This is a genomic window from Streptomyces daghestanicus (genome assembly GCF_020521275.1).
GTDB lineage: Bacteria > Actinomycetota > Actinomycetes > Streptomycetales > Streptomycetaceae > Streptomyces > Streptomyces griseoviridis.
The window spans coordinates 84,319-103,440 of record NZ_BNDX01000016.1; the positions used below are offsets into that span (position 1 = coordinate 84,319).

The following is a 19,122-nucleotide window of genomic DNA, read 5'->3' on the forward strand; positions in this document are numbered from 1 at the left end:
GAAACTCGATGTGAAGTACAACTGTTTTGCGGAGTCGTGACCCGGGCGCGGGACTGCGGATCGCCCCGTCCGGTGTTTACGTGGTGCCCAGACATCCAGGTCTCACGGAGGTGTGCGCCATGGCAGACGCCGCATTGCGGCTGAAGAGCCTCGTCGAACAGATGCTGGGGGCCCCGCTCCCGGTCCGCGTCCGCGCATGGGACGGCTCCGAGGCCGGCCCGCCGGGGGCTCCCACGCTCGTCGTACGCAACCGCCGAGCCCTGCGCCGTCTCCTCTTCAAGCCCGGCGAACTCGGCCTGGCCCGCGCCTGGGTGGCCGGCGACCTCGACGTCGACGGCGACCTCTACGCCGCCCTCGACCTGCTCGCCGAGCTGATCTGGGAACGCGGCGAGGACGCCCGCACCCTCGGCCAGGCCCTCCGCGACCCCGAGGTGCGCGCCGCCGTCCGCGGCCTGGTCAAGCTGGCCGGCCCCCCGCTGCCGCCCGCGCCGCCCGCCGAAGAGATCCGCCGCCGGCGCGGCCACCTGCACACCCGCCGCACCGACAAGCGCGCCATCAGCCACCACTACGACGTCGGCAACGACTTCTACGAACTCGTGCTCGGCCCCTCCATGGTCTACTCCTGCGCCTACTGGCCGGCCCCCGAATCCGAGGGCGGCACCCTGGAGACCGCGCAGCGCGACAAGCTCGAACTCGTCTGCCGCAAGCTGGACCTGAAGCCCGGCATGCGTCTCCTCGACGTCGGCTGCGGCTGGGGCTCCATGGCCATCCACGCCGCCCGCGAGCACGGCGTCACCGTCGTCGGCGTCACCCTCTCGCAGGAACAGGCCGCGTACGCCCGCAAGCGCATCGCCGAGGAGGGCCTCACCGACCGGATCGAGATCCGCGTCCAGGACTACCGTGACGTCCAGGACGGCCCCTACGACGCGATCTCCTCCATCGGCATGGCCGAGCACGTCGGCGCCGAGAAGTACCTGGAGTACGCCGGTGACCTGTACGCGCTGCTCAAGCCGGGCGGCCGGCTGCTGAACCACCAGATCGCCCGCCGCCCGCAGCGCGACGAGTCGGCGTACAGCGTCGACGAGTTCATCGACTCCTACGTCTTCCCCGACGGCGAGCTGGCCCCCGTCGGCACCACCGTCACCCAGCTGGAGCGCGCCGGGTTCGAGGTGCGCGACGTGGAGGCGATCCGCGAGCACTACGCCCACACCCTGCGCCGCTGGGTCGCCAACCTGGAGGCCGGCTGGGAGCGGGCGGTGCGGCTGGTCAGCCCCGGCCGGGCCCGTGTCTGGCGCCTGTACATGGCCGCCTCCGCGCTCTCCTTCGAGCACAACCGCATCGGCGTCAACCAGGTCCTCGCCGTGAAGACCCCCGAGTCCGGCGCCTCCGGCGTGCCGCTGCGTGCCCGCACCTGGAACTGACCTCCAGGTGCTCCGGGCACGGGAAAGGGCCCCCTCCCGGGAGGGGGCCCTTTCCCGCGTACCGGCCGGGACTACTCCGCCTTGATGGCCGACAGCATGTCGAGCCGGGCCGCGCGCCGGGCCGGCCACAGGGCGGCCAGGACGCCGACCACCGCGGCCAGCGCCAGGAAGACGGCGATCCGGCCCCACGGCAGTACCAGCTCGTACGTCGTCAGCCGGGAGCCGACCAGCTCGCCCGCCGCCCAGCCGAAGAACACGCCCAGGCCGATGCCCAGCACCGCGCCGAACAGGGAGATGACCAGGGACTCCAGACGGACCATCCGCTTGACGCCGGCCCGGTCCAGGCCGATCGCGCGGAGCATCCCGATCTCCTGGGACCGCTCGAAGACCGACATGGCCAGGGTGTTGACGACGCCGAGGACCGCCACGATCACCGCCATGGCCAGCAGCCCGTAGAGGATGTTCAGCATCATGGTGACCATCCCGGCGATTTCCTCGGAGATGTCCTGCTTGTCCTGGACGGCGACGGCCGGGCTGTCGCCGAGGGCCTTCTCCAGGCCGTCCTTGGCCGCGCCGGACGCCCCGTCGGCCGTCTTGACCAGGACCTGCATGTCGCCCGGCTCGTCCTGGTGCGGGGCGAGTGCCGCCAGGTCCAGCATGATCCCGCGGAACATCTCGTTCGGCTCGTAGACGCCGGCCACCGTCAGCTTCTGCCGCGCGTCGTCCTCGTGGACCGCGGTGAACGTGGACCCGGCCCGCCAGCCGTGCCGCCCGGCGGTGTCCTCGTCCACGACCACCCGGGTGCCGCCGATCGTGAAGGCGCCGTCCGTCACCGGCAGGTCGGTCAGCTTCCCGAACGCGGAGCCGGTCACGCCGGTCAGGTACTCGTCCCGGCCGTCGACGGTCGAGTAGGCGTTGCGCATCGGGCTGATCGCGGTGACGCCGTCGGCCCCGGCGAGCTTCTTCTCCACGTCCGGGGAGAGGACGCCGCCGCCCGCCATGGACACCACGTAGTCGGCCCTGACGGAGTCCGAGGCCATCCTGCCGATCGCCTGCTGCACGCCGATCGCCGCCACCGTCATGCCGGTGATCAGGGTGAGCCCGATCATCAGCGCGGACGCCGTGGCCGCCGTACGGCGCGGATTGCGGACCGCGTTCTGCCGGGCGAGCTTGCCCGAGACGCCGAAGACGCGCAGCACCGGCGCCGCCGCGGCGATCAGCGGGCGGGACAGCAGCGGGGTGAGGACGAAGACACCGATGACGACCAGGCCCGCGCCGAGCCCCATGGGGGCCTGCGCGCCGGTGGCGTCGTCCATCGTGGTCGCGGCCAGCACCACGGCGACGCCGGCCGCCGTGACCAGGGAGCCGATCGTGTTGCGCAGCACCAGCGACCGGGTGGTCGGCGCGGCGTGCACGCTGTTCATCGCGGCGACCGGGGGGATCTTCGCGGCGCGGCGGCCGGGCAGCCAGGCGGCCAGCATGGTGACGAGGACGCCCACGGCGAGCGCCGCCCCGACCGTGCCCCCGCCGACGACGAGCGGGCCGTCGGGGAAGTTCGCGCCGAAGGAGTCCATCAGGGCGCGCAGCCCGGCGCCGATGCCGATGCCCGCGAGCAGCCCGGTGACCGAGGCGATCACGCCGAGGACGAACGCCTCGATCAGCACCGACCGGGTGACCTGGCGGCGGGAGGCGCCCACCGCCCGCATCAGCGCCAGCTCCTTGGTGCGCTGGGCGACCAGCATGGTGAAGGTGTTGGCGATGAGGAAGGTGCCGACGAAGAGCGAGAGGCCGGCGGCGACCAGCAGGGTCTGCTTCAGGCTGTCCATGGAGGACGCGGTCGCCTCGGCCTGGTCGGCGGCGAGTTCGGCGCCCGTCGTCATCTCCACGGTGTCCTCGGGCAGCGCCTTGCGCAGGGCGGCCGTGAGCGCGCTCTGGCCGACGCCCGGGTCCGCCGTCACGATGATCTCGTCGTACCTGCCGGTGGTGCCGAACAGCCGCTGCGCGGTGGCCGTGTCGAACAGGGTGAGGCTGCCGCCCGCCGCGACCGTGCCGTCGTCGGTGGTGAAGATGCCGCTGACGGTCGGGGTCAGGACCGGGCCGTCGACCGAGAGGCGGACCGTGTCGCCGACCCGGTACCCGGTCCGCTCGGCGGTCGCCGCGTCGAGAGCGACCTCGCCGCCGCCCTCGGGGGCGTGGCCCTCGGTGAGCGGGTAGCGGGGGTCGTCGGTGCCCCAGTAGTTGGCGCCGCGCACCTGCCAGCCGTCGCCGACCGGGTCGCCGTTGCGGTCGGCGAGGGCGGTGAAGCCGCCGACGCCGCCGACGGCCGAGGCCACGCCGTCGGTCTTCGCCACCCGGCCGAGCAGGGCCGGCGTCAGCTCGGTCTGCTCCTCGCCGTCCTTCCAGGCCGGGGTGAGGGAGACGTCGACGTCGTCGAAGCCCTTGGCGGACGACTTCTCGTACGCCGCGGAGACGGTGTCGGTGAAGACCAGGGTGCCGGAGACGAAGGCGACGCCGAGCAGGACGGCGAGCACGGTCATCAGCAGCCTGGCCCGGTGCGCGAGGACGTTGCGCAAGGCGGTACGGAACATGGGGGCTTTCTCTGTCCAGACGTGAGGGCGGTGGGGGCGTTCGCTTCCGCGGGGCGTCAGCTGGTCCGGCCCTTGGCGTCGAACCGTTTCATCCGGTCCAGGACCTTGTCCGCGGTCGGCCCGTACAGCTCGTCCACGATCCGCCCGTCCGCGAGGAAGACCACCCGGTCGGCGTAGGCCGCGGCGACCGGGTCGTGGGTCACCATCACCACCGTCTGGCCCAGCTCCCGCACCGAGTTGCGCAGGAAGCCCAGCACCTCGGCGCCGGACCGGGAGTCGAGGTTGCCGGTCGGCTCGTCACCGAAGACGATCTCCGGCCGGGAGGCCAGCGCGCGGGCCACGGCGACGCGTTGCTGCTGTCCGCCGGAGAGCTGCGCGGGCCGGTGCCCGAGCCGGCCCGAGAGCCCCACCATGTCGATGACGGTCTCCAGCCACCGCTGGTCCGGCTTGCGGCCGGCGATGTCCATGGGGAGCGTGATGTTCTCCAGGGCCGTCAGGGTCGGCAGCAGGTTGAACGCCTGGAAGATGAAGCCGATCTTGTCCCGTCGCAGCCGGGTCAGCTGCCGGTCCTTGAGGGAGGCCAGCTCGGTCTCGCCGATGCGCACCGAACCGGAGGTGAAGGTGTCCAGCCCGGCCACGCAGTGCATCAGCGTGGACTTGCCGGAGCCGGACGGCCCCATGATCGCGGTGAACTCGGCCTGCCGGAACTCGACGGAGACCTGGTCCAGGGCGACCACCCGGGTCTCGCCCTGTCCGTAGATCTTCGACAGCTCGGTCGCGCGCGCCGCCACGGCGGTCGACCGGTCGACGAGGGATGCGGTGGTCACGGAAGGCGCTCCTGTGGGGGACGACGACGGGGATCCTCGATCCGGAGTGGATCGTGATCCATCGTCCCGGCCACCGGACGCCGTGTAGTCAGCCGCTGTTCCCGTTCCCGGGGGCGACTCCGGTCGGACGTCCCCGGTCCGCGTCATACCTGGGGATGACGCCCCACCCCGAGGACACGGCGCTGGTCGAGAACCGGTGGAGCGCCCTCGTTCGTACGGTGAAATTCCGTCATTCCGCATGCGCGGCGGGCGGCGGCGCGCAAGGCTACTGGCAAGTGCGGATGGCCTGTTCGCGGGTCTGATGGTCCCTCAGGCATCAATAAAATAAGACAACATCGGCCCACCCTGCCGCTGTTCGGGGGAGGCGCCCCGATAGGCTCGATCCTCGACGCGGAGCCCATGGCCTTGCCCGGATGGTGGAATGCAGACACGGCGAGCTTAAACCTCGCTGCCCCTTCGCGGGCGTGCCGGTTCGAGTCCGGCTCCGGGCACTTCCGTCGGACCCGGCCGGGGCCCCGCGCGGCGTCGCCGGGGCGGGAGGCCGGCGCGGCGGATGGCCGGGCGCGGCGACTCGTGAGCCTCCGGCCCCACTCCTCTCCCCATCACGGCCATGAGCCTACGGATGCTCCTTTCGGGTGAAATGCGCGCACGGCTCCTGTCCGGTCACCGCGGTGCGCTTCCGTGAACCTGCTCCTCGGCTCCGGGGAGACCGCAGCGGAGGAGGATTCACCGCGCCCTCCATGTTCAGGACTCTCGCGCTTGCTCCGTCCACGGGGCGGGACCTCCTGCGGCCGCCTGGTCGGGTGAGGCCGGACACGAGCCGGCGTCCGGGTGCGCGGCGAGGACGATCAAGGCGTCGAGGCGTCGGCCCGCCGACTGCGACTCGGCGGCCTTCGCCGCCGTGCGGGCACGTTCGTCGGGCAAGCGCGCCAGCGACTCGGGACCGACGTGGCGTGCGCCGATGGCCGGCCGGAGTGCGGCGATCAAGCGGCTGGTGAGTCCGGCCGTATGGAGCTCGCGGATCAGCCGTACACGGTCTTCCGCCGACCGCGGGTGGACACGCTCTCCTCCTGCGTGCGCGAGGAACGCGCAGACCCTGCTCCTCGTGGTAGCGCAGAGCGCGCGTACGGATACGGGTCCGGCCGGCCGGCTCTCCGATACGGACTGTGACCGGCCTCTCGCTCGGCGGTGTCCGATGTGCCTTCGACGCCGACGTCGAGTTCTGGCGTAGGCGCGAGGAGCGGGAGTGACCGCCGTCCCCTGCCCGATGACGACCTCGGCGGCCGGTGATCATGGACATCGCTGGTTCCACCGCTCTCGTGACCGGAGGCAACCGGGGCATCGGTCGGCGCTTCGTCGACGAATTGCCGGCCCGCGGGGCCGAGAGGGTCCACGCGGCGGCCCGCGGTTCCTTGACGGGGTGCAGGGCGGCTCCCTCGAAGTGCCGGCCGACGGTCCCAGCCGCTTCGTCGAGGCGGCCCTGGCCGGCGACCCGGCACAGCTGTACGGCCCCGCGTCCGCCAGGTGAGCCTTCCCGGCGTTGTCTCTCCGGCGTGAGTGCGGGTCTGGTGAGGACAGTCATGTGGCCGGGGCTGACGCCGGATCGTCGGAAGACCCGCGAGGTCCTCAGGCACGCCAGGCCAGGGAATACGAACACCGGGTCTTCCTGGCGCAGTGTGTTCCGTTTCCTCGTGGTAGGGGGCTGCGGCGAGTCGAGAATCCAGATGTGGAAGCCGAAGTGAGGAATGCGGTCGCCGGATGAACAGGAAAAGCTCCCGGGGGCGGTGAATCCGCCCCCGGGGCGATCCACTGGCTACGCCGGTTCGAGGAAGAATTTCTCGTGTTCCCCGCCGTTGGCATTGATCTGGCAGTTCACGGTCCCGCCGGGCCCGGTGGCGGTGGTGACTCCACTGCCGGTCACCAGGCGCAGGAATACGCCCGGGAAATCCACCGACTCGAAGGAGAAGGAACCGTCGGCCTGGGGGCGGGCTCTGAATTTCTCCCAGGGGCCGGGGCCGTACTGGCAGTTGACCTTCCCGCCCCCGGCCCGGGTGGCGGGCACCCCGTTGCCGTCCATGCGCAGGTACACGTTCGGGAAGGCCGCGGACTCGAAGCAGTACGAGCCGTCGGCCTGCGGCCGGACCTTGTACGCCGTCCAGGGGCCCGGGCCGTACTGGCAGTTGACCGTACCGCCGCCGTTGTCGGTGGCGGAGGTCACTCCTGTGCCGTCCATCCGGAGATAGATGTTCTGGAAGAACGTCGAACGAATGGTGACCGGAGTGTTCCCGGACTGTGCGAGGTCGGTCGCCGATAAGGGCATGTGATCCCCCTTCGTGGTGTCTGGGCGCGTCACGGAGATCGTGCGGTGTCCAGTGCGGCAGACGGCCTGTGCGATACCGGATGACGGGGGGCGGTGGAATGCCTTCTGTGCGGTACGGCGGCGTCTCGGTCGCCATCCGGAATTGCCGCCCCTTCTTTTTCTGTCCCGCCCCCCGAATTCACTGTATTCGGGGGGGTGCGGTCTGTCCAGAGTGCGGCAATGCGAGGCGGTATTCCGCTTTTTCCGGCCCGGGAAATCCGTGCCCATCCGTCGCCGCGGCCCCTCCCCGGCACGGGTGGCGCCGCCGCCCCGCGTCCTCGGGGCCGCCGGCGCCGGCCGTCCCGGCCGCCGCCGGGTGCCGCCGGGCGGGGGCGGGTGCCGGCCGGGTGCCCCGTAGGGGGCCGGTGCGGGGAATGTGCGGGGGGTGCGGCGTGTTGCTGCGGCAGGTGGGGGAAAGATCCTCCCCAAGCACTAGGGTCATCCCTTTGCCGTTCTATTACTCTTGAGCCAAGGCCACGTCGTGTGGCCATGGAGGAGTGAAATGAGGAGCAGAAACCCGGTCTTCTCGCGACGGGGGTTCAGCCGCGACAACGGCTACGCGGGCTTCAACACCGCGCCGCAGGCCGGGGGACCCGCTGTCGCCACGCAGGCCAACCCGTACGCGCAGCCCACCGGCAACCCGTACGCGCAGAACCCTTACGCCCAGACCGACCTCGGCGCGCCGCAGGCACCGGCCGCCACCGGCCGGATGACCATCGACGACGTCGTCCTGCGGACGGGCAGCACGCTCGGCGTCCTCATCGTCACGGCAGCGCTCTCCTGGGCGCTGCTGCCGGTCGACGACGCCAACATCGGCAGGTCGTACGGCATCGCCATCGGTGCCGCGCTGATCGGCATGGTCCTGGCGCTCGTCCAGTCGTTCAAGCGGACGCCGACCCCGGCGCTGATCCTCGCCTACGCGGCCTTCGAGGGCGTCTTCCTCGGCGTCGTCTCCAGCGTCGTCGACAACCGCATCGCCGACGGTGCCGCCATGCAGGCGGTCATCGGCACCATGGCGACCTTCGCCGCCGTGCTCGTGGCGTACAAGGCGGGCTGGATCCGCGTCAACCGCCGCTTCGTCGGCTTCGTGATGGCGGCCTCGCTCGGCTTCGTGCTGCTGATGATGGTCAACATGCTGTTCGCCGTGTTCGGCGGCGGTGACGGCCTCGGCTTCCGCAGCGGCGGCCTCGGCATCCTCTTCGGTGTCATCGGCGTCATCCTCGGCGCGCTGTTCCTCGCCATGGACTTCAAGCAGGTCGAGGACGGCATCGCCTACGGCGCTCCCCGCGAGGAGGCCTGGTTCGCGGCCTTCGGCCTCACCCTGACGCTGGTGTGGCTGTACCTGGAGTTTCTGCGCCTCATCGCGATCTTCAACAGCAGCGACTGACCGGCGACGGACCAGGCGTGACAGAAGGGCTCCGGACGGCACCGCCGTCCGGGGCCCTTCGCGTACGTCGACGACGGCGTGCTCAGAGCAGCCGGCGCGCGGCCCTCCTGAGGTCGTACTCGTGGACGATCGCCTTGGCGTGGCCGTAGGCGAGATCGTGCTCGTGGCGGAGCCAGCTGACCTTCTCCTCGAAGCGGAAGAGAGCCGGGCCGTCCTCGACGGTGCGCAGCCAGTCGGCGATCTCACGACCGGTGCAGTGGGGGATGCGGGCGAGCAGATTGCGATGGGTCTCCTCGGAGAAGACAGGGGACATCGGCGCCTCCGGGCGAAAGGGGATGTGAGCCGGTCCTTCAGGTCACCGTGCCCGAGCCGCCCTCCGTTGGCAACAGTCCCGGACGGCCGCGTACGCTCACGCCGTGGTTGATACGACGCCTGTGACCCGTGCGCTGGAGACCTTCGCCGACCGTCTGCGGGCCGCGCCGCAGAGCAGACTCCAGCGGGGTGCCGCCGCCGAGGCGCTGGAACTGGCCAGGGAGCTGTCCCGGCGGGCCCAGCTCGCCGAGGAGCCCGGCGCCGAGCCGCGGGTGATGCCGGACGCCGGGATGTTCGCCGCCGCCGACCAGATCACCGTCGCCGGGCACGACCTTGCCCTCGTACTGAGGACCGAGGACGAGGTGGCGGAGGCGGTGCGGCTGGTGGCGGAGGCGCAGCGGCGCGCCGGGGTGTGACCCGCTCGCAGCACGGCCGGCGGCGGGTCAGAGGGACGCGATGACGCGGTCCGCCAGGACGTACACGCTCTCCTCGCCGCAGGCGAAGGTCAGGGCGTAGGCGCCGGAGACACCGGAGCCGCCGAGCAGGACCGGGGTGTCGCCCGCGCGCAGCGCGCCGGCCAGCCGCTCCGCGGTCTCGCGGTGGCCCGGGGTCATGCACAGGGTGGTGCCGTCGGCGAAGACGTACACGTCCAGGGTGCCCAGCGGACCCGGCCGGACGTCCGCCAGCTCGACCCGGCCCGCGGCCAGCTCCTCCAGGGCGGTGACGGTGCGCTCGTGGTCGTTGACCGGGGAGGGGTTCGGTACGAAGTCGGGGTGCGAGGGGTGGCGGCGGCGGGCCGCGGCCAGCTCGGCGGAGTCCGGGGCGGGCTCGTCGGCGTCGGCACCGGTCTCCGGCACCGGGTCCAGGCCCGCGAGGTCGGCCGGGTGCGGCAGGAACGGCTCACTGTCGGAGAGGCCGAGCAGCAGCGGCGCGTCGGAGACGCCGCGGCTCTCCTGCGCGGCCCAGAAGGCGCGGGCCTCGGCCAGCTCCCGCTCCCGTTCCTCGGCCAGCGCGGCGGCGACCGCGGCGCGTATCTCCTCGGTGTCGGCCGTGGTGCGGGCGGCGGGGACCCGGCCCCGCAGGGCCGCGGCGTGGCCCTCGGCCAGCTCGGTGTGCAGGGCCGCGACCTGGCGGCGCAGCACCAGCACGCTGCGCAGGACGGCGACGCCCACGGCGCCGGTGGCTGCCGTGGTGAGCAGCAGGGCGATCGAAGTGGCGCTCACTGACGTACTCCCGGTTCAAAGTCGACCCCCGACTTCCTACATCAGCTTGAAGGGCGGACTAACCCGCTGTCAGTGCGTAACGTCACGAAACGGACAGGACTTTGGGCCTCGAAGGGGCCGCTGGGGCTGGGCTGACCTGCGTAAATCAGGTGGCGAGGGAGATAGGTCACATCCTGGGGGAGATTGGGTCACGGAACGGCCCGGGACCCTGGGGTTCTCCAGGGTCCCGGGCCGCTGTCACCAGGGGTCCGCGGCGCGCTACCGAGGGTCAGCTGAGGCGCTCGATGACCATGGCCATGCCCTGGCCGCCGCCGACGCACATCGTCTCCAGGCCGAACTGCTTGTCGTGCCACTGGAGGGAGTTGATGAGGGTGCCGGTGATGCGGGCGCCGGTCATGCCGAAGGGGTGGCCGACCGCGATGGCGCCGCCGTTGACGTTCAGCTTCTCCAGCGGGATGCCCAGCTCGCGGTAGGAGGGGATGACCTGCGCGGCGAACGCCTCGTTGATCTCGACCAGGTCGATGTCGCCGATGGTCAGCCCGGCGCGGCCGAGAGCCTGCTTGCTGGCCTCGACCGGGCCGAGGCCCATGATCTCGGGGGAGAGGCCGGAGACGCCGGTGGAGACGATCCGGGCCAGCGGGGTCAGGCCCAGCTCGCGGGCCTTGGTGTCGCTCATGATGACGAGGGCGGCGGCGCCGTCGTTGAGCGGGCAGCAGTTGCCCGCGGTGACCAGGCCGTCGGGGCGGAAGACCGGCTTGAGGCCCGTGACGCCCTCCATGGTCACGCCGGCCCGGGGACCGTCGTCCTTGCCGACGACCGTGCCGTCGGGCAGCGTGACCGGGGTGATCTCCCGCTCCCAGAAGCCGTTCTTGATGGCTTCCTCGGCGAGGTTCTGCGAGCGGACGCCGAACTCGTCCATGTCCTGGCGGGTGACGCCCTTGACCCGGGCCAGGTTCTCCGCGGTCTGGCCCATCGCGATGTAGGGGTCGGGCAGCAGGCCGTCCTCGCGCGGGTCGTGCCAGGTGGTGCCCTCCTGCTGGGCGACCTCGGCGGTGCGGGCCTCGGCGTCGGCGAAGAGCGGGTTGTGCGTGTCCGGGAGGCTGTCGGAGTTGCCCTTGGCGAAGCGGGAGACCATCTCGACGCCGGCCGAGATGAAGACGTCGCCCTCGCCGGCCTTGATCGCGTGCAGAGCCATGCGGGAGGTCTGGAGCGAGGAGGAGCAGTACCGGGTGACCGTGCAGCCGGGCAGGTGGTCCATGCCCATCTGCACGGCGACGATCCGGCCGAGATTGTTGCCCTGCTCGCCGCCGGGCAGCCCGCAGCCGAGCATCAGGTCGTCGATGTCCCGGGGGTCCAGTTCCGGGACCTTGGCGAGGGCGGTCTGGATGATGGTGGCGGCCAGGTCGTCGGGGCGCAGGTCCTTGAGCGAGCCCTTGAAGGCCCGGCCGATGGGGGAGCGGGCGGCTGAGACGATCACGGCTTCGGGCATCACGGCTCCATGGGCGGTCGGCGTGCGGATCGGGCGGGACTGCTTGGGAAGTTACCCGTACGTAGGGCTGGGGTCACGGGGGTGGTGGTGTGACCCTGGCCGCAATTTACTAAGCGCTTGCTTTTTGGGGTAGGGGGTGGAGGCGAGGAGGCGCCGGGAGCGGCGGCGTGGGGCGGCACGGTGCGGACCGGGGTGGCACGCAACCTGGCGCGCACGGACGCGTCCTTCCCTTCCGGACGCGTCCTTCCCTTCCGGGCGTGTCCGGCGCCGGGGCGGTCCCGTCCCTCCATCCCGGGAGCACCGAGGGGGCCCCGCCCCCCCCCATCCTGGGGGTACCCGGCACGGAAGCGGTCCCTCCCTCCATCGCGGGAGTACCCGGCACGGAAGCGGGTCCCGTCCGCCCATCCTGGGGGTACCCGGCACGGAAGCGGTCCCTCCCTCCATCGCGGGAGTACCCGGCACGGAAGCGGGTCCCGTCCGCCCATCCTGGGGGTACCCGGCACGGAAGCGGTCCCTCCCTCCATCGCGGGAGTACCCGGCACGGAAGCGGTCCCTCCCTCCATCTCGGGAGTACCCGGCACCGATGCGGTCCCGTCCCCCCATCCAGGGCGTACCCGGCGGGCGGGCCCGGCGCCGGATCGACCCCGCCCCCCGGCCCGGCAGGTCGGGTCGGCCGAAGCGCGGGCCATGCCGGGCGGCCCGGTCAGGACGGCTGCGCCGATGTCTGCGGTTCCGTTTCCGACACCCGCCGGCGCCGACGGCGCTTGAGCAGGGCCCAGGGGCCCCGCGGCCCCGCCGGCATCGCCGCCGCGACCTCCGTGCCCGCCTCGTCGGCGGCCTCGGCCGCCGCCCGCGCCACCGGCAGGAAGCCCTCCCGGCGGGAGGTGTCGGGACGCTCCTCGTCGGCCGGCCACAGGCCGAGCGCCGCGCAGACCGACGGGAGCACCGCCATCGCGGCGGTCGCGTAGCCGTCCGCGGACGGGTGGTAGTTGTCGGGGCCGAACATCTCGCGCGGGTTCCGCGCGAACTCCGGGCCCAGCAGATCGCCCAGCGACACCGTGCGCCCGCCCTGCTCGACCACCCCGATGGTCTGCGCCGCCGCCAGCTGCCGCGAGGTCCGCCGGGCCAGCCAGCGCAGCGGCTGCCGCACCGGCTCGATCGTGCCCAGGTCCGGACAGGTGCCCACGACCACCTCCGCGCCGGCCGTGCGCAGCCGCCGTACCGCCCCCGCCAGATGACGCACCGACCGGGTGGCCGGCATCCGGTGGGTCACGTCGTTGGCGCCGATCATGATCACGCAGACGTCCGGCACCCGCACCGGATCGGCCAGCACCACCCCCACCTGCCGGTCCAGGTCGTCCGACCGCGCCCCCGGCACCGCGACCGACCGCAGCTCCACCGGGCGCTCGGCCACCGCCGCGAGCCCGGACGCCAGCAGCGCGCCCGGCGTCTGCCCGGCCCGGTGCACGCCCTGCCCGGCCGCCGTGGAGTCGCCCAGCATCACCAGCCGCAGCGGCGGCCCGGCGGACGCGGGCAGCGCACCGCCGTACAGCCCCTCCGCGTTCGGCACCCGCACGGGCGTGCCGATGCCCACCCGGCGCCTGGCCAGCTGCACCTCCGCCAGCAGCAGACCGACCGTCGCCGCACCGGCCAGTCCGATGCCGCCGCCGCCGTATGCCGCGCCGGCCGCGATCCGCCGGGCCACCCTCGCCCTCGACATGCTCGTCATGCGTCGCCGCCACCTCCTCACGAGCCGTACACCCACTGCTTGCCCCGTACGGACCGTCGCCCAATCTCCACCGTGAGTGAACAACCGTCCTGGGATCACCGGGCAACGGCAGGCCCTAGGCTGGCCGACGGAACCATCACCCCACTTTTTTGCGGCATCCGGAGACAACGGTGCAATTTCACGACTCGATGATCAGCCTCGTCGGCAACACCCCGCTGGTGCGGCTCAACAGCGTGACCGAGGGCATCAGGGCCACCGTCCTGGCCAAGGTGGAGTACTTCAATCCGGGCGGCTCGGTGAAGGACCGCATCGCCCTGCGCATGATCGAGGCCGCCGAGCAGAGCGGCGAGCTGCGGCCCGGCGGCACCATCGTCGAGCCGACCAGCGGCAACACCGGCGTCGGACTCGCGATCGTGGCCCAGCAAAAGGGCTACAAGTGCATCTTCGTCTGCCCGGACAAGGTGTCCACCGACAAGATCAACGTCCTGCGCGCGTACGGCGCCGAGGTGGTCGTCTGCCCCACGGCGGTCGACCCCGGGCACCCGGACTCGTACTACAACGTCTCCGACCGGCTGGTCCGCGAGACGCCGGGCGCCTGGAAGCCCGACCAGTACTCCAACCCGAACAACCCGCTCTCCCACTACCACTCGACCGGCCCCGAGCTGTGGAAGCAGACGGAGGGGCGGATCACCCACTTCGTGACCGGCGTCGGCACCGGCGGCACCATCTCCGGCACCGGCCGCTACCTCAAGGACGCCAGCGACGGCAAGGTCAAGGTCATCGGCGCGGACCCCGAGGGCTCGGTCTACTCCGGCGGCTCGGGACGCCCGTACCTCGTCGAGGGCGTCGGTGAGGACTTCTGGCCGACGGCCTACGACCGGACCGTCGCCGACGAGATCGTCGCCGTCTCCGACAAGGACTCCTTCCAGATGACCCGGCGCCTGGCCAAGGAGGAGGGCCTGCTGGTGGGCGGCTCCTGCGGCATGGCCGTGGTCGCCGCGCTGCGGGTCGCCGAGCGGCTGACCGAGGACGACGTGGTCGTCGTCCTGCTGCCGGACAGCGGACGCGGCTACCTGTCGAAGATCTTCAACGACGAGTGGATGGCCGACTACGGCTTCCTGGACGACTCCGGCCCCAGCGCCCGCGTCGCCGACGTCCTGGACCACAAGGAGCACGGCTCCATCCCCTCCCTGGTGCACATGCACCCCGACGAGACGGTGGGGCAGGCCATCGAGGTGCTGCGCGAGTACGGCGTCTCGCAGATGCCGATCGTCAAGCCGGGCGCCGGGCACCCGGACGTGATGGCGGCCGAGGTGGTCGGCTCGGTGGTGGAGCGGGAACTGCTCGACGCCCTGTTCACCCAGCGGGCCTCGCTGGAGGACCCGCTGGAGCGGCACATGTCGGCGCCGCTGCCGCAGGTCGGCTCGGGCGAGCCGGTCGAGGACCTGATGGGCGTGCTCGGCACGGCGGACGCGGCGATCGTCCTGGTCGAGGGCAAGCCGACCGGTGTGGTCAGCCGTCAGGACCTGCTGTCCTTCCTGGCCGGCGCGGGGAAGTAGCGGAGAATCTCCGGTGAACGGCGGGTGACTGCGGCGAACTCCCGGTGGCTGCCGGGTTGTGGGACCTTTCCGAACTGGTACGCGGGTGTCACGTTCGCGCAGCACACGCTTAACACGGGTCCGGCACATTAGGGGTGTCGGCAAGGGCGGGAGCGGCTCCCCGTCCGGGCCGGCGCCGAACGGCGCCAAGGACCTCCGGAGCGGCTCCCGGACCTCCATGGACGCCAGGACGCGGAAGGCCCGGTCCCTGACCCGGCCCCGTGTCCCTCGCGGGGACCGCCGTCGTCCCGCCCCCCGGCAACGGGGGTGCGGCGGTCCCCGCGCATGACGTCCCCCGGCGCCCGCCGCCCCGTGACCGCTCTCCCCGCGTGGCCTACGGCGCTTCGCGGCGCCTGCGGAACAGCCCCGGTGCCGTACGGGCGGCCTGGACGACGTTCACCCCGGCGATGCCCGCCCAGGCGACCAGCAGTCCCGGCAGGCCCGCGACGCCCCCGCCGATCGCGGACAGCGGGACGGCCAGCACCAGCGAGACGATGCCGAAGCCGAAGCGCTCGCCCCAGGGGTCCGTCGGCCCCGGGGAACGGGAGTCCCGGGCCGACACCATCTGATGCTCGGCCAACTGCCGGCGCACCCGGCGCTCGACCGCGCCGTCGATGCGCTGGTCGACCTTCTCCAGGAAGGACTCGATCAGCGCGGAGTCGTACTCCTCGCCCAGATCCCCGCGGGCCCGCAGGGTCGCGTCGAGTTCCCTCTTCAGCTCGGCGTCGCGCGCGTCGATTCCCGTCATGCCGCTCACGCTACGGAGCGGCGGTGCCCGCCGCACTGGGGACAGCCCCCGTATCCGGGGTGGGGCCGCCGGGCGGGTCCCCACCCCGGATGTATGGGCGTATGCAGGGAGGGGAGTGGCTGAATAGGATGGCTCCGTACGCCGTCCCCGCCCCGGCGTCCGTCCGGGGCGACGGCAGAAGCGGCGGGCCCGGTAGCCTCCCGGGACGGACCTCTGGAGGGGGAGCAGGTCATGGGCGTGACGGACAGCCCGGCCACGCGGCTGCAGGCGCTGTTCGAGGGGCACCGGCTGACGCCGACCCAGCGGCGCATCGCGCACAGCATGGTGCGCCGCGCCGCCGACGTGCCGTTCCTGTCCAGCGTCGAACTGGCCGAACTGGCCGGGGTCAGCCAGCCGTCCGTGACCCGCTTCGCCGTCGCCCTGGGCTTCGACGGCTACCCCGACCTCCGCCGGCACCTGCGCGAGGTCACGCCCGCCGAGCCGGTGCCGGAGCCCGGCACGGCCAACGAGTACCAGCAGGCCGTCGAGGCCGAGATCGAGAACCTGCGGCACCTCGCCGAGGTGCTGGCCGACCCGCGCCCCGTGCGCCGGGCGGGCCGCCTCCTCGCGGCGAGCCGCCCGCTGCCCGTGCTCGGCCTGCGGGCGGCGGCGGCCCAGGCGCAGGGGTTCGCCTACTTCGCCGCCAAGGTCCACCCCGACGTCCGGCTGCTCGGCGAGGGCGGCACGATGCTGCACGACCGGATCGACGGCGCCGTACGGGCCGGGGCGAGCGCGCTGCTCTGCTTCGCGCTGCCCCGGCACCCCCGTGAGGTCGTCGACACCCTCGCCTACGCCAAGGAGGCCGGGCTCACCGTCGTCACCGTCGCCGACTCCGCCTTCGCGCCCGTCGCCAAGGTGACCGACGTGCTGCTGCCCGCCGCCGTCGGCACCGGGCTCGCCTTCGACACCGCGTGCGCGCCGATGCTGCTGGGCCGGGTGCTGCTGGAGGCGATGTGCGACGACCTGCCCGACGCGCAGGCGCGGCTGGAGGAATTCGACGCGCACGCGGCGGCGCGGGGGCTGTTCGCGGAGTGAGACCGGCGCCGGCCGGGTACCGCCGGGCGCTCTCAGATTCGTCTCACCTTCCGCCGTTAACCTGCCGTCCTTGCACACCCCTCGACGCTGGGCAGATGTGACGGGAGGCAGCGATGGCACGTGGAGGACAAGGGCTGGCCCGGGTGGCCGTCGTCGTACGGGCGGGCGCGGCGCCCCTGTGGTGGCTGGGCGTGGTCGCGGCGGGCATCGGGGTCCTGGTGCCGGGACTGACCGGACGCCGGATCGGGGTCCTGGCCGGAGCGGCGCTCTTCGTCGTCGCCGCCTTCGTGGTGGCGTACGTCCGGCGCGGGAGGTACGTGGCGCTGGCCGGGGCGGCGGCCCGGGCCGGCAAGTACGACGTCCTCCAGGACCGGGCGGTGACCACGCGCAACTGGCGCCGCGGGCACCGCTGGTGGCTGCTGCTCGGCTTCCTCGCGGCGGTGGGCAGCGCGTTCGCCGTCCCGGCGGCGGGCGGGCTGCTGCTGGCCGGCTGCGGGGCCGGTCTCTGGCTGAAGGCGGCGTGGATCGGCCGCCGGGAACGCGCGGGGGAAGCGCTGCTGTGGGTCCGGGTGGACTGGCTCGGCCGGGGCGCGGGGCGGCCCGCCGGGAAGACGGTCAAGGGGTACCGGGGCACCGGTGTCGCGGCGGGGGACGCGGAACCGGGCGGGGCCCGGAGGAAGACGGCGGCGCTGGTGTGATCCCGGGGGTGGCGGGCCGGGCCTGAGGGCCGGGTGCGGGGCACGGGGTACGGGGGCGCGCGGGTCCGTGCATCGGGCGCGGGCGCGTGGGTCGGGCGCGGGCGCAGGGTGGCCGGTCGCGCATCCCCCGCGCCCCTGAGGCCGACCCGGGCAACGCCCCTCAGGAGCGCGGGGGAACCGCGCGACCAGCCACCGCACACCCGCATCACACGGCTACCGCCGGACCCATGACGCCCGCGTCAGCGACTCCGCGTGCGCCCCGCCCGCCTCCGCCACGATCTCCTCGACCGGCTGCGCCTCCCGCACCACTCGGAAGCGCACACTCCCGGCCTCGTCCGCCAGGAACCCGTACACCCCCGGCCGCGCCAGCGAGTTGTACGCGTAGTGGTGGGCGAAGTAGTACGCCCCGGTGTCCAGCGCCGCCGCGTGGTCCCCCTGCTCCAGCCGGGGCAGCGCCCGCCCCGTCGCCAGCAGGTCCCCCGCGAAACACGCGGGCCCGGCCACGTCCTGCACCACCGGCGGCCCCTCCTTGGGGCGCCCCGCGCCGTCGTACGCGGCGATCCGCAGCGGCCACGACCGCGGCGCGTACACCGTCCGCGTCGCCACCTGCACCCCCGCGTGGGTCACCGCGACCGGCCGGCCCCCGGCGCTCTTGGTGTACTCGACCCGCGCCACCACCGTCCCGTGCTTCGCCAGCAGCGACCGCCCGAACTCGGTCACCAGCCCGTACCGCCCGTCGAACAGCCCCGGCACCGCCTCCCGCAGCGCCCGCGCGTACTGCCCGTACGTCGGTGCCGTCACCTCCGAGGCGAAGTTCACCGGCAGGCCGCCGCCGATGTCGACGGTGTCGACCTGCCGCCGCCCGGCCCGTCCGTTCACCTCCTCGGCCAGCGCGTACACGGCCGCGACCCCCTCGGCCATCCGGGCCGGCGGAATGCCCTGCGACCCGGTGTGCACGTGCAGCCGGGTCAGCCACGGCCGGTCCAGACACGCCCGGACCACCCACTCCCGGGCCCCCTCGTCCCTGAGCGCCACCCCGAACTTCGAGGTCGCCGTCGCGGTGGCGAGCGCCTCGATGGAGCCGCCGCCGACCTGCGGGTTCACCCGGATGCCCAGCGGGGAGGCGGTCCGTGCCGACCGCGTCAGGCCGTCGAGGCGCTCCAGTTCCTGCGGATTGTCGGCGTTGACGGCGATCCCCAGGGCCAGCGCCTCCCGCAGCTCCTCGGGCGTCTTGGCCGGAGAGTCCAGCACCGTCCGCTCCGCCGGCACCCCCGCCGCCCGCGCCAGCGCCAGTTCCCCCGGACTCGCCACCTCCGCGCCGATGCCCTCCTCCCACAGCAGCCGCACCACCGGCACCAGCGGTGACGCCTTCACCGCGAAGGCGTGCAGCACGGGTGTGCCGGGCGCGGTGACCGCCGCGAACGCCGCCCGCAGCGCCCGCGCGGACTCCCGGATGCCGGTGACGTCGAGCAGCCCCACGACGGGCGCGCCCGGCCCCGGCCCCAGCAGCCCCTGCGCCACGGCGGCCCGCACGGCGGCGTCCCGCCGCGCCGCCCGCCGCCCGGCGACGGCGTCCGTGCCCTCGTCCGTGCCCTCGCCCCGGTCCGTCCCGTTCCCCGTCGTGCCGAAGTCCGCGCTCATGCCGTCCAGCCAAACACCCGACGGCCGC

Annotated in this window: 15 protein-coding genes and 1 tRNA gene; 7 read left to right on the forward strand and 9 right to left on the reverse strand. The window is 73.1% G+C overall.

The features are described from left to right. Positions 1-119: 119 nt before the first annotated feature. Positions 120-1,421 carry a class I SAM-dependent methyltransferase gene (locus Sdagh_RS27245; protein WP_190009185.1) on the forward strand — a complete coding sequence of 434 codons (1,302 nt, stop codon included), beginning with the start codon at positions 120-122 and terminating at the stop codon, positions 1,419-1,421. 71 nt (positions 1,422-1,492) lie between these two features. On the opposite strand, the gene Sdagh_RS27250 is transcribed toward Sdagh_RS27245, so the two are convergent. Further along, complete coding sequence (locus Sdagh_RS27250; RefSeq protein WP_190076584.1) at positions 1,493-4,009, reverse strand: ABC transporter permease; 2,517 nt, start codon at positions 4,007-4,009, stop codon at positions 1,493-1,495. 56 nt (positions 4,010-4,065) lie between these two features. After that, positions 4,066-4,836: an ABC transporter ATP-binding protein gene (locus Sdagh_RS27255; RefSeq protein ID WP_189414732.1), complete on the reverse strand. Its 771-nt coding sequence runs from the start codon at positions 4,834-4,836 to the stop codon at positions 4,066-4,068. A gap of 407 nt (positions 4,837-5,243) precedes the next feature. On the opposite strand from Sdagh_RS27255, the gene Sdagh_RS27260 reads away from it, so the two are divergent. After that, positions 5,244-5,327 (forward strand) — tRNA-Leu (locus tag Sdagh_RS27260). A gap of 1,322 nt (positions 5,328-6,649) precedes the next feature. On the opposite strand, the gene Sdagh_RS27270 is transcribed toward Sdagh_RS27260, so the two are convergent. Then, the gene (locus Sdagh_RS27270) at positions 6,650-7,156 is read right to left on the reverse strand and encodes a fascin domain-containing protein (protein WP_190009191.1); all 507 of its coding nucleotides are present in this window, start codon (positions 7,154-7,156) and stop codon (positions 6,650-6,652) included. Between the two features lie 541 nt (positions 7,157-7,697). On the opposite strand from Sdagh_RS27270, the gene Sdagh_RS27275 reads away from it, so the two are divergent. Next, the gene (locus Sdagh_RS27275; protein ID WP_189414734.1) at positions 7,698-8,582 is read left to right on the forward strand and encodes a Bax inhibitor-1/YccA family protein; all 885 of its coding nucleotides are present in this window, start codon (positions 7,698-7,700) and stop codon (positions 8,580-8,582) included. An 82-nt stretch (positions 8,583-8,664) separates the two neighbouring features. On the opposite strand, the gene Sdagh_RS27280 is transcribed toward Sdagh_RS27275, so the two are convergent. Further along, positions 8,665-8,895, reverse strand: a complete 231-nt coding sequence (locus Sdagh_RS27280; protein WP_189414735.1) for a DUF4287 domain-containing protein — start codon at positions 8,893-8,895, stop codon at positions 8,665-8,667. Positions 8,896-8,998: 103 nt separating this feature from the next. On the opposite strand from Sdagh_RS27280, the gene Sdagh_RS27285 reads away from it, so the two are divergent. Next, positions 8,999-9,310, forward strand: a complete 312-nt coding sequence (locus tag Sdagh_RS27285) for a hypothetical protein (protein ID WP_189414736.1) — start codon at positions 8,999-9,001, stop codon at positions 9,308-9,310. Positions 9,311-9,337: 27 nt separating this feature from the next. On the opposite strand, the gene Sdagh_RS27290 is transcribed toward Sdagh_RS27285, so the two are convergent. The 3 genes from Sdagh_RS27290 to Sdagh_RS27300 all read right to left on the reverse strand — a co-directional run bounded on the left by Sdagh_RS27290 (position 9,338) and on the right by Sdagh_RS27300 (position 13,335). After that, positions 9,338-10,117: a hypothetical protein gene (locus tag Sdagh_RS27290; RefSeq protein WP_190009195.1), complete on the reverse strand. Its 780-nt coding sequence runs from the start codon at positions 10,115-10,117 to the stop codon at positions 9,338-9,340. 268 nt (positions 10,118-10,385) lie between these two features. Next, on the reverse strand, positions 10,386-11,606 hold the full coding sequence (locus Sdagh_RS27295) for an acetyl-CoA C-acetyltransferase (RefSeq protein WP_190076583.1): 1,221 nt from the start codon (positions 11,604-11,606) through the stop codon (positions 10,386-10,388). Between the two features lie 703 nt (positions 11,607-12,309). After that, positions 12,310-13,335, reverse strand: coding sequence for an SGNH/GDSL hydrolase family protein (locus Sdagh_RS27300; protein WP_189414739.1), 1,026 nt, complete (start codon positions 13,333-13,335; stop codon positions 12,310-12,312). A 170-nt stretch (positions 13,336-13,505) separates the two neighbouring features. Here Sdagh_RS27300 and Sdagh_RS27305 point away from each other — a divergent pair, with 170 nt between their 5' ends. Further along, on the forward strand, positions 13,506-14,894 hold the full coding sequence (locus Sdagh_RS27305) for a cystathionine beta-synthase (RefSeq protein ID WP_189414740.1): 1,389 nt from the start codon (positions 13,506-13,508) through the stop codon (positions 14,892-14,894). A gap of 373 nt (positions 14,895-15,267) precedes the next feature. Here Sdagh_RS27305 and Sdagh_RS27310 read toward each other — a convergent pair whose 3' ends face one another. Then, positions 15,268-15,681 carry a hypothetical protein gene (locus Sdagh_RS27310; protein WP_189414741.1) on the reverse strand — a complete coding sequence of 138 codons (414 nt, stop codon included), beginning with the start codon at positions 15,679-15,681 and terminating at the stop codon, positions 15,268-15,270. A gap of 231 nt (positions 15,682-15,912) precedes the next feature. Between Sdagh_RS27310 and Sdagh_RS27315 the strand changes: the two genes are divergently transcribed. Both Sdagh_RS27315 and Sdagh_RS27320 read left to right on the forward strand, forming a co-directional pair. Then, positions 15,913-16,755: a MurR/RpiR family transcriptional regulator gene (locus Sdagh_RS27315; RefSeq protein ID WP_190076582.1), complete on the forward strand. Its 843-nt coding sequence runs from the start codon at positions 15,913-15,915 to the stop codon at positions 16,753-16,755. Positions 16,756-16,868: 113 nt separating this feature from the next. Then, on the forward strand, positions 16,869-17,453 hold the full coding sequence (locus Sdagh_RS27320) for a hypothetical protein (protein ID WP_189414743.1): 585 nt from the start codon (positions 16,869-16,871) through the stop codon (positions 17,451-17,453). A 213-nt stretch (positions 17,454-17,666) separates the two neighbouring features. On the opposite strand, the gene Sdagh_RS27325 is transcribed toward Sdagh_RS27320, so the two are convergent. Then, positions 17,667-19,094, reverse strand: coding sequence for a type III PLP-dependent enzyme domain-containing protein (locus Sdagh_RS27325; RefSeq protein ID WP_189414744.1), 1,428 nt, complete (start codon positions 19,092-19,094; stop codon positions 17,667-17,669). Positions 19,095-19,122 lie beyond the last annotated feature (28 nt).

Excerpts from the sequence above, each read along its gene's own strand:
- Sdagh_RS27310 (WP_189414741.1), bottom strand. The coding sequence starts at position 15,681 with ATGACGGGAATCGACGCGCGCGACGCCGAGCTGAAGAGGGAACTCGAC.
- Sdagh_RS27325 (WP_189414744.1), bottom strand. The coding sequence starts at position 19,094 with ATGAGCGCGGACTTCGGCACGACGGGGAACGGGACGGACCGGGGCGAG.
- Sdagh_RS27275 (WP_189414734.1), top strand. The coding sequence starts at position 7,698 with ATGAGGAGCAGAAACCCGGTCTTCTCGCGACGGGGGTTCAGCCGCGAC.
- Sdagh_RS27250 (WP_190076584.1), bottom strand. The coding sequence starts at position 4,009 with ATGTTCCGTACCGCCTTGCGCAACGTCCTCGCGCACCGGGCCAGGCTG.
- Sdagh_RS27245 (WP_190009185.1), top strand. The coding sequence starts at position 120 with ATGGCAGACGCCGCATTGCGGCTGAAGAGCCTCGTCGAACAGATGCTG.
- Sdagh_RS27295 (WP_190076583.1), bottom strand. The coding sequence starts at position 11,606 with ATGCCCGAAGCCGTGATCGTCTCAGCCGCCCGCTCCCCCATCGGCCGG.
- Sdagh_RS27320 (WP_189414743.1), top strand. The coding sequence starts at position 16,869 with ATGGCACGTGGAGGACAAGGGCTGGCCCGGGTGGCCGTCGTCGTACGG.
- Sdagh_RS27315 (WP_190076582.1), top strand. The coding sequence starts at position 15,913 with ATGGGCGTGACGGACAGCCCGGCCACGCGGCTGCAGGCGCTGTTCGAG.
- Sdagh_RS27280 (WP_189414735.1), bottom strand. The coding sequence starts at position 8,895 with ATGTCCCCTGTCTTCTCCGAGGAGACCCATCGCAATCTGCTCGCCCGC.
- Sdagh_RS27300 (WP_189414739.1), bottom strand. The coding sequence starts at position 13,335 with ATGACGAGCATGTCGAGGGCGAGGGTGGCCCGGCGGATCGCGGCCGGC.
- Sdagh_RS27270 (WP_190009191.1), bottom strand. The coding sequence starts at position 7,156 with ATGCCCTTATCGGCGACCGACCTCGCACAGTCCGGGAACACTCCGGTC.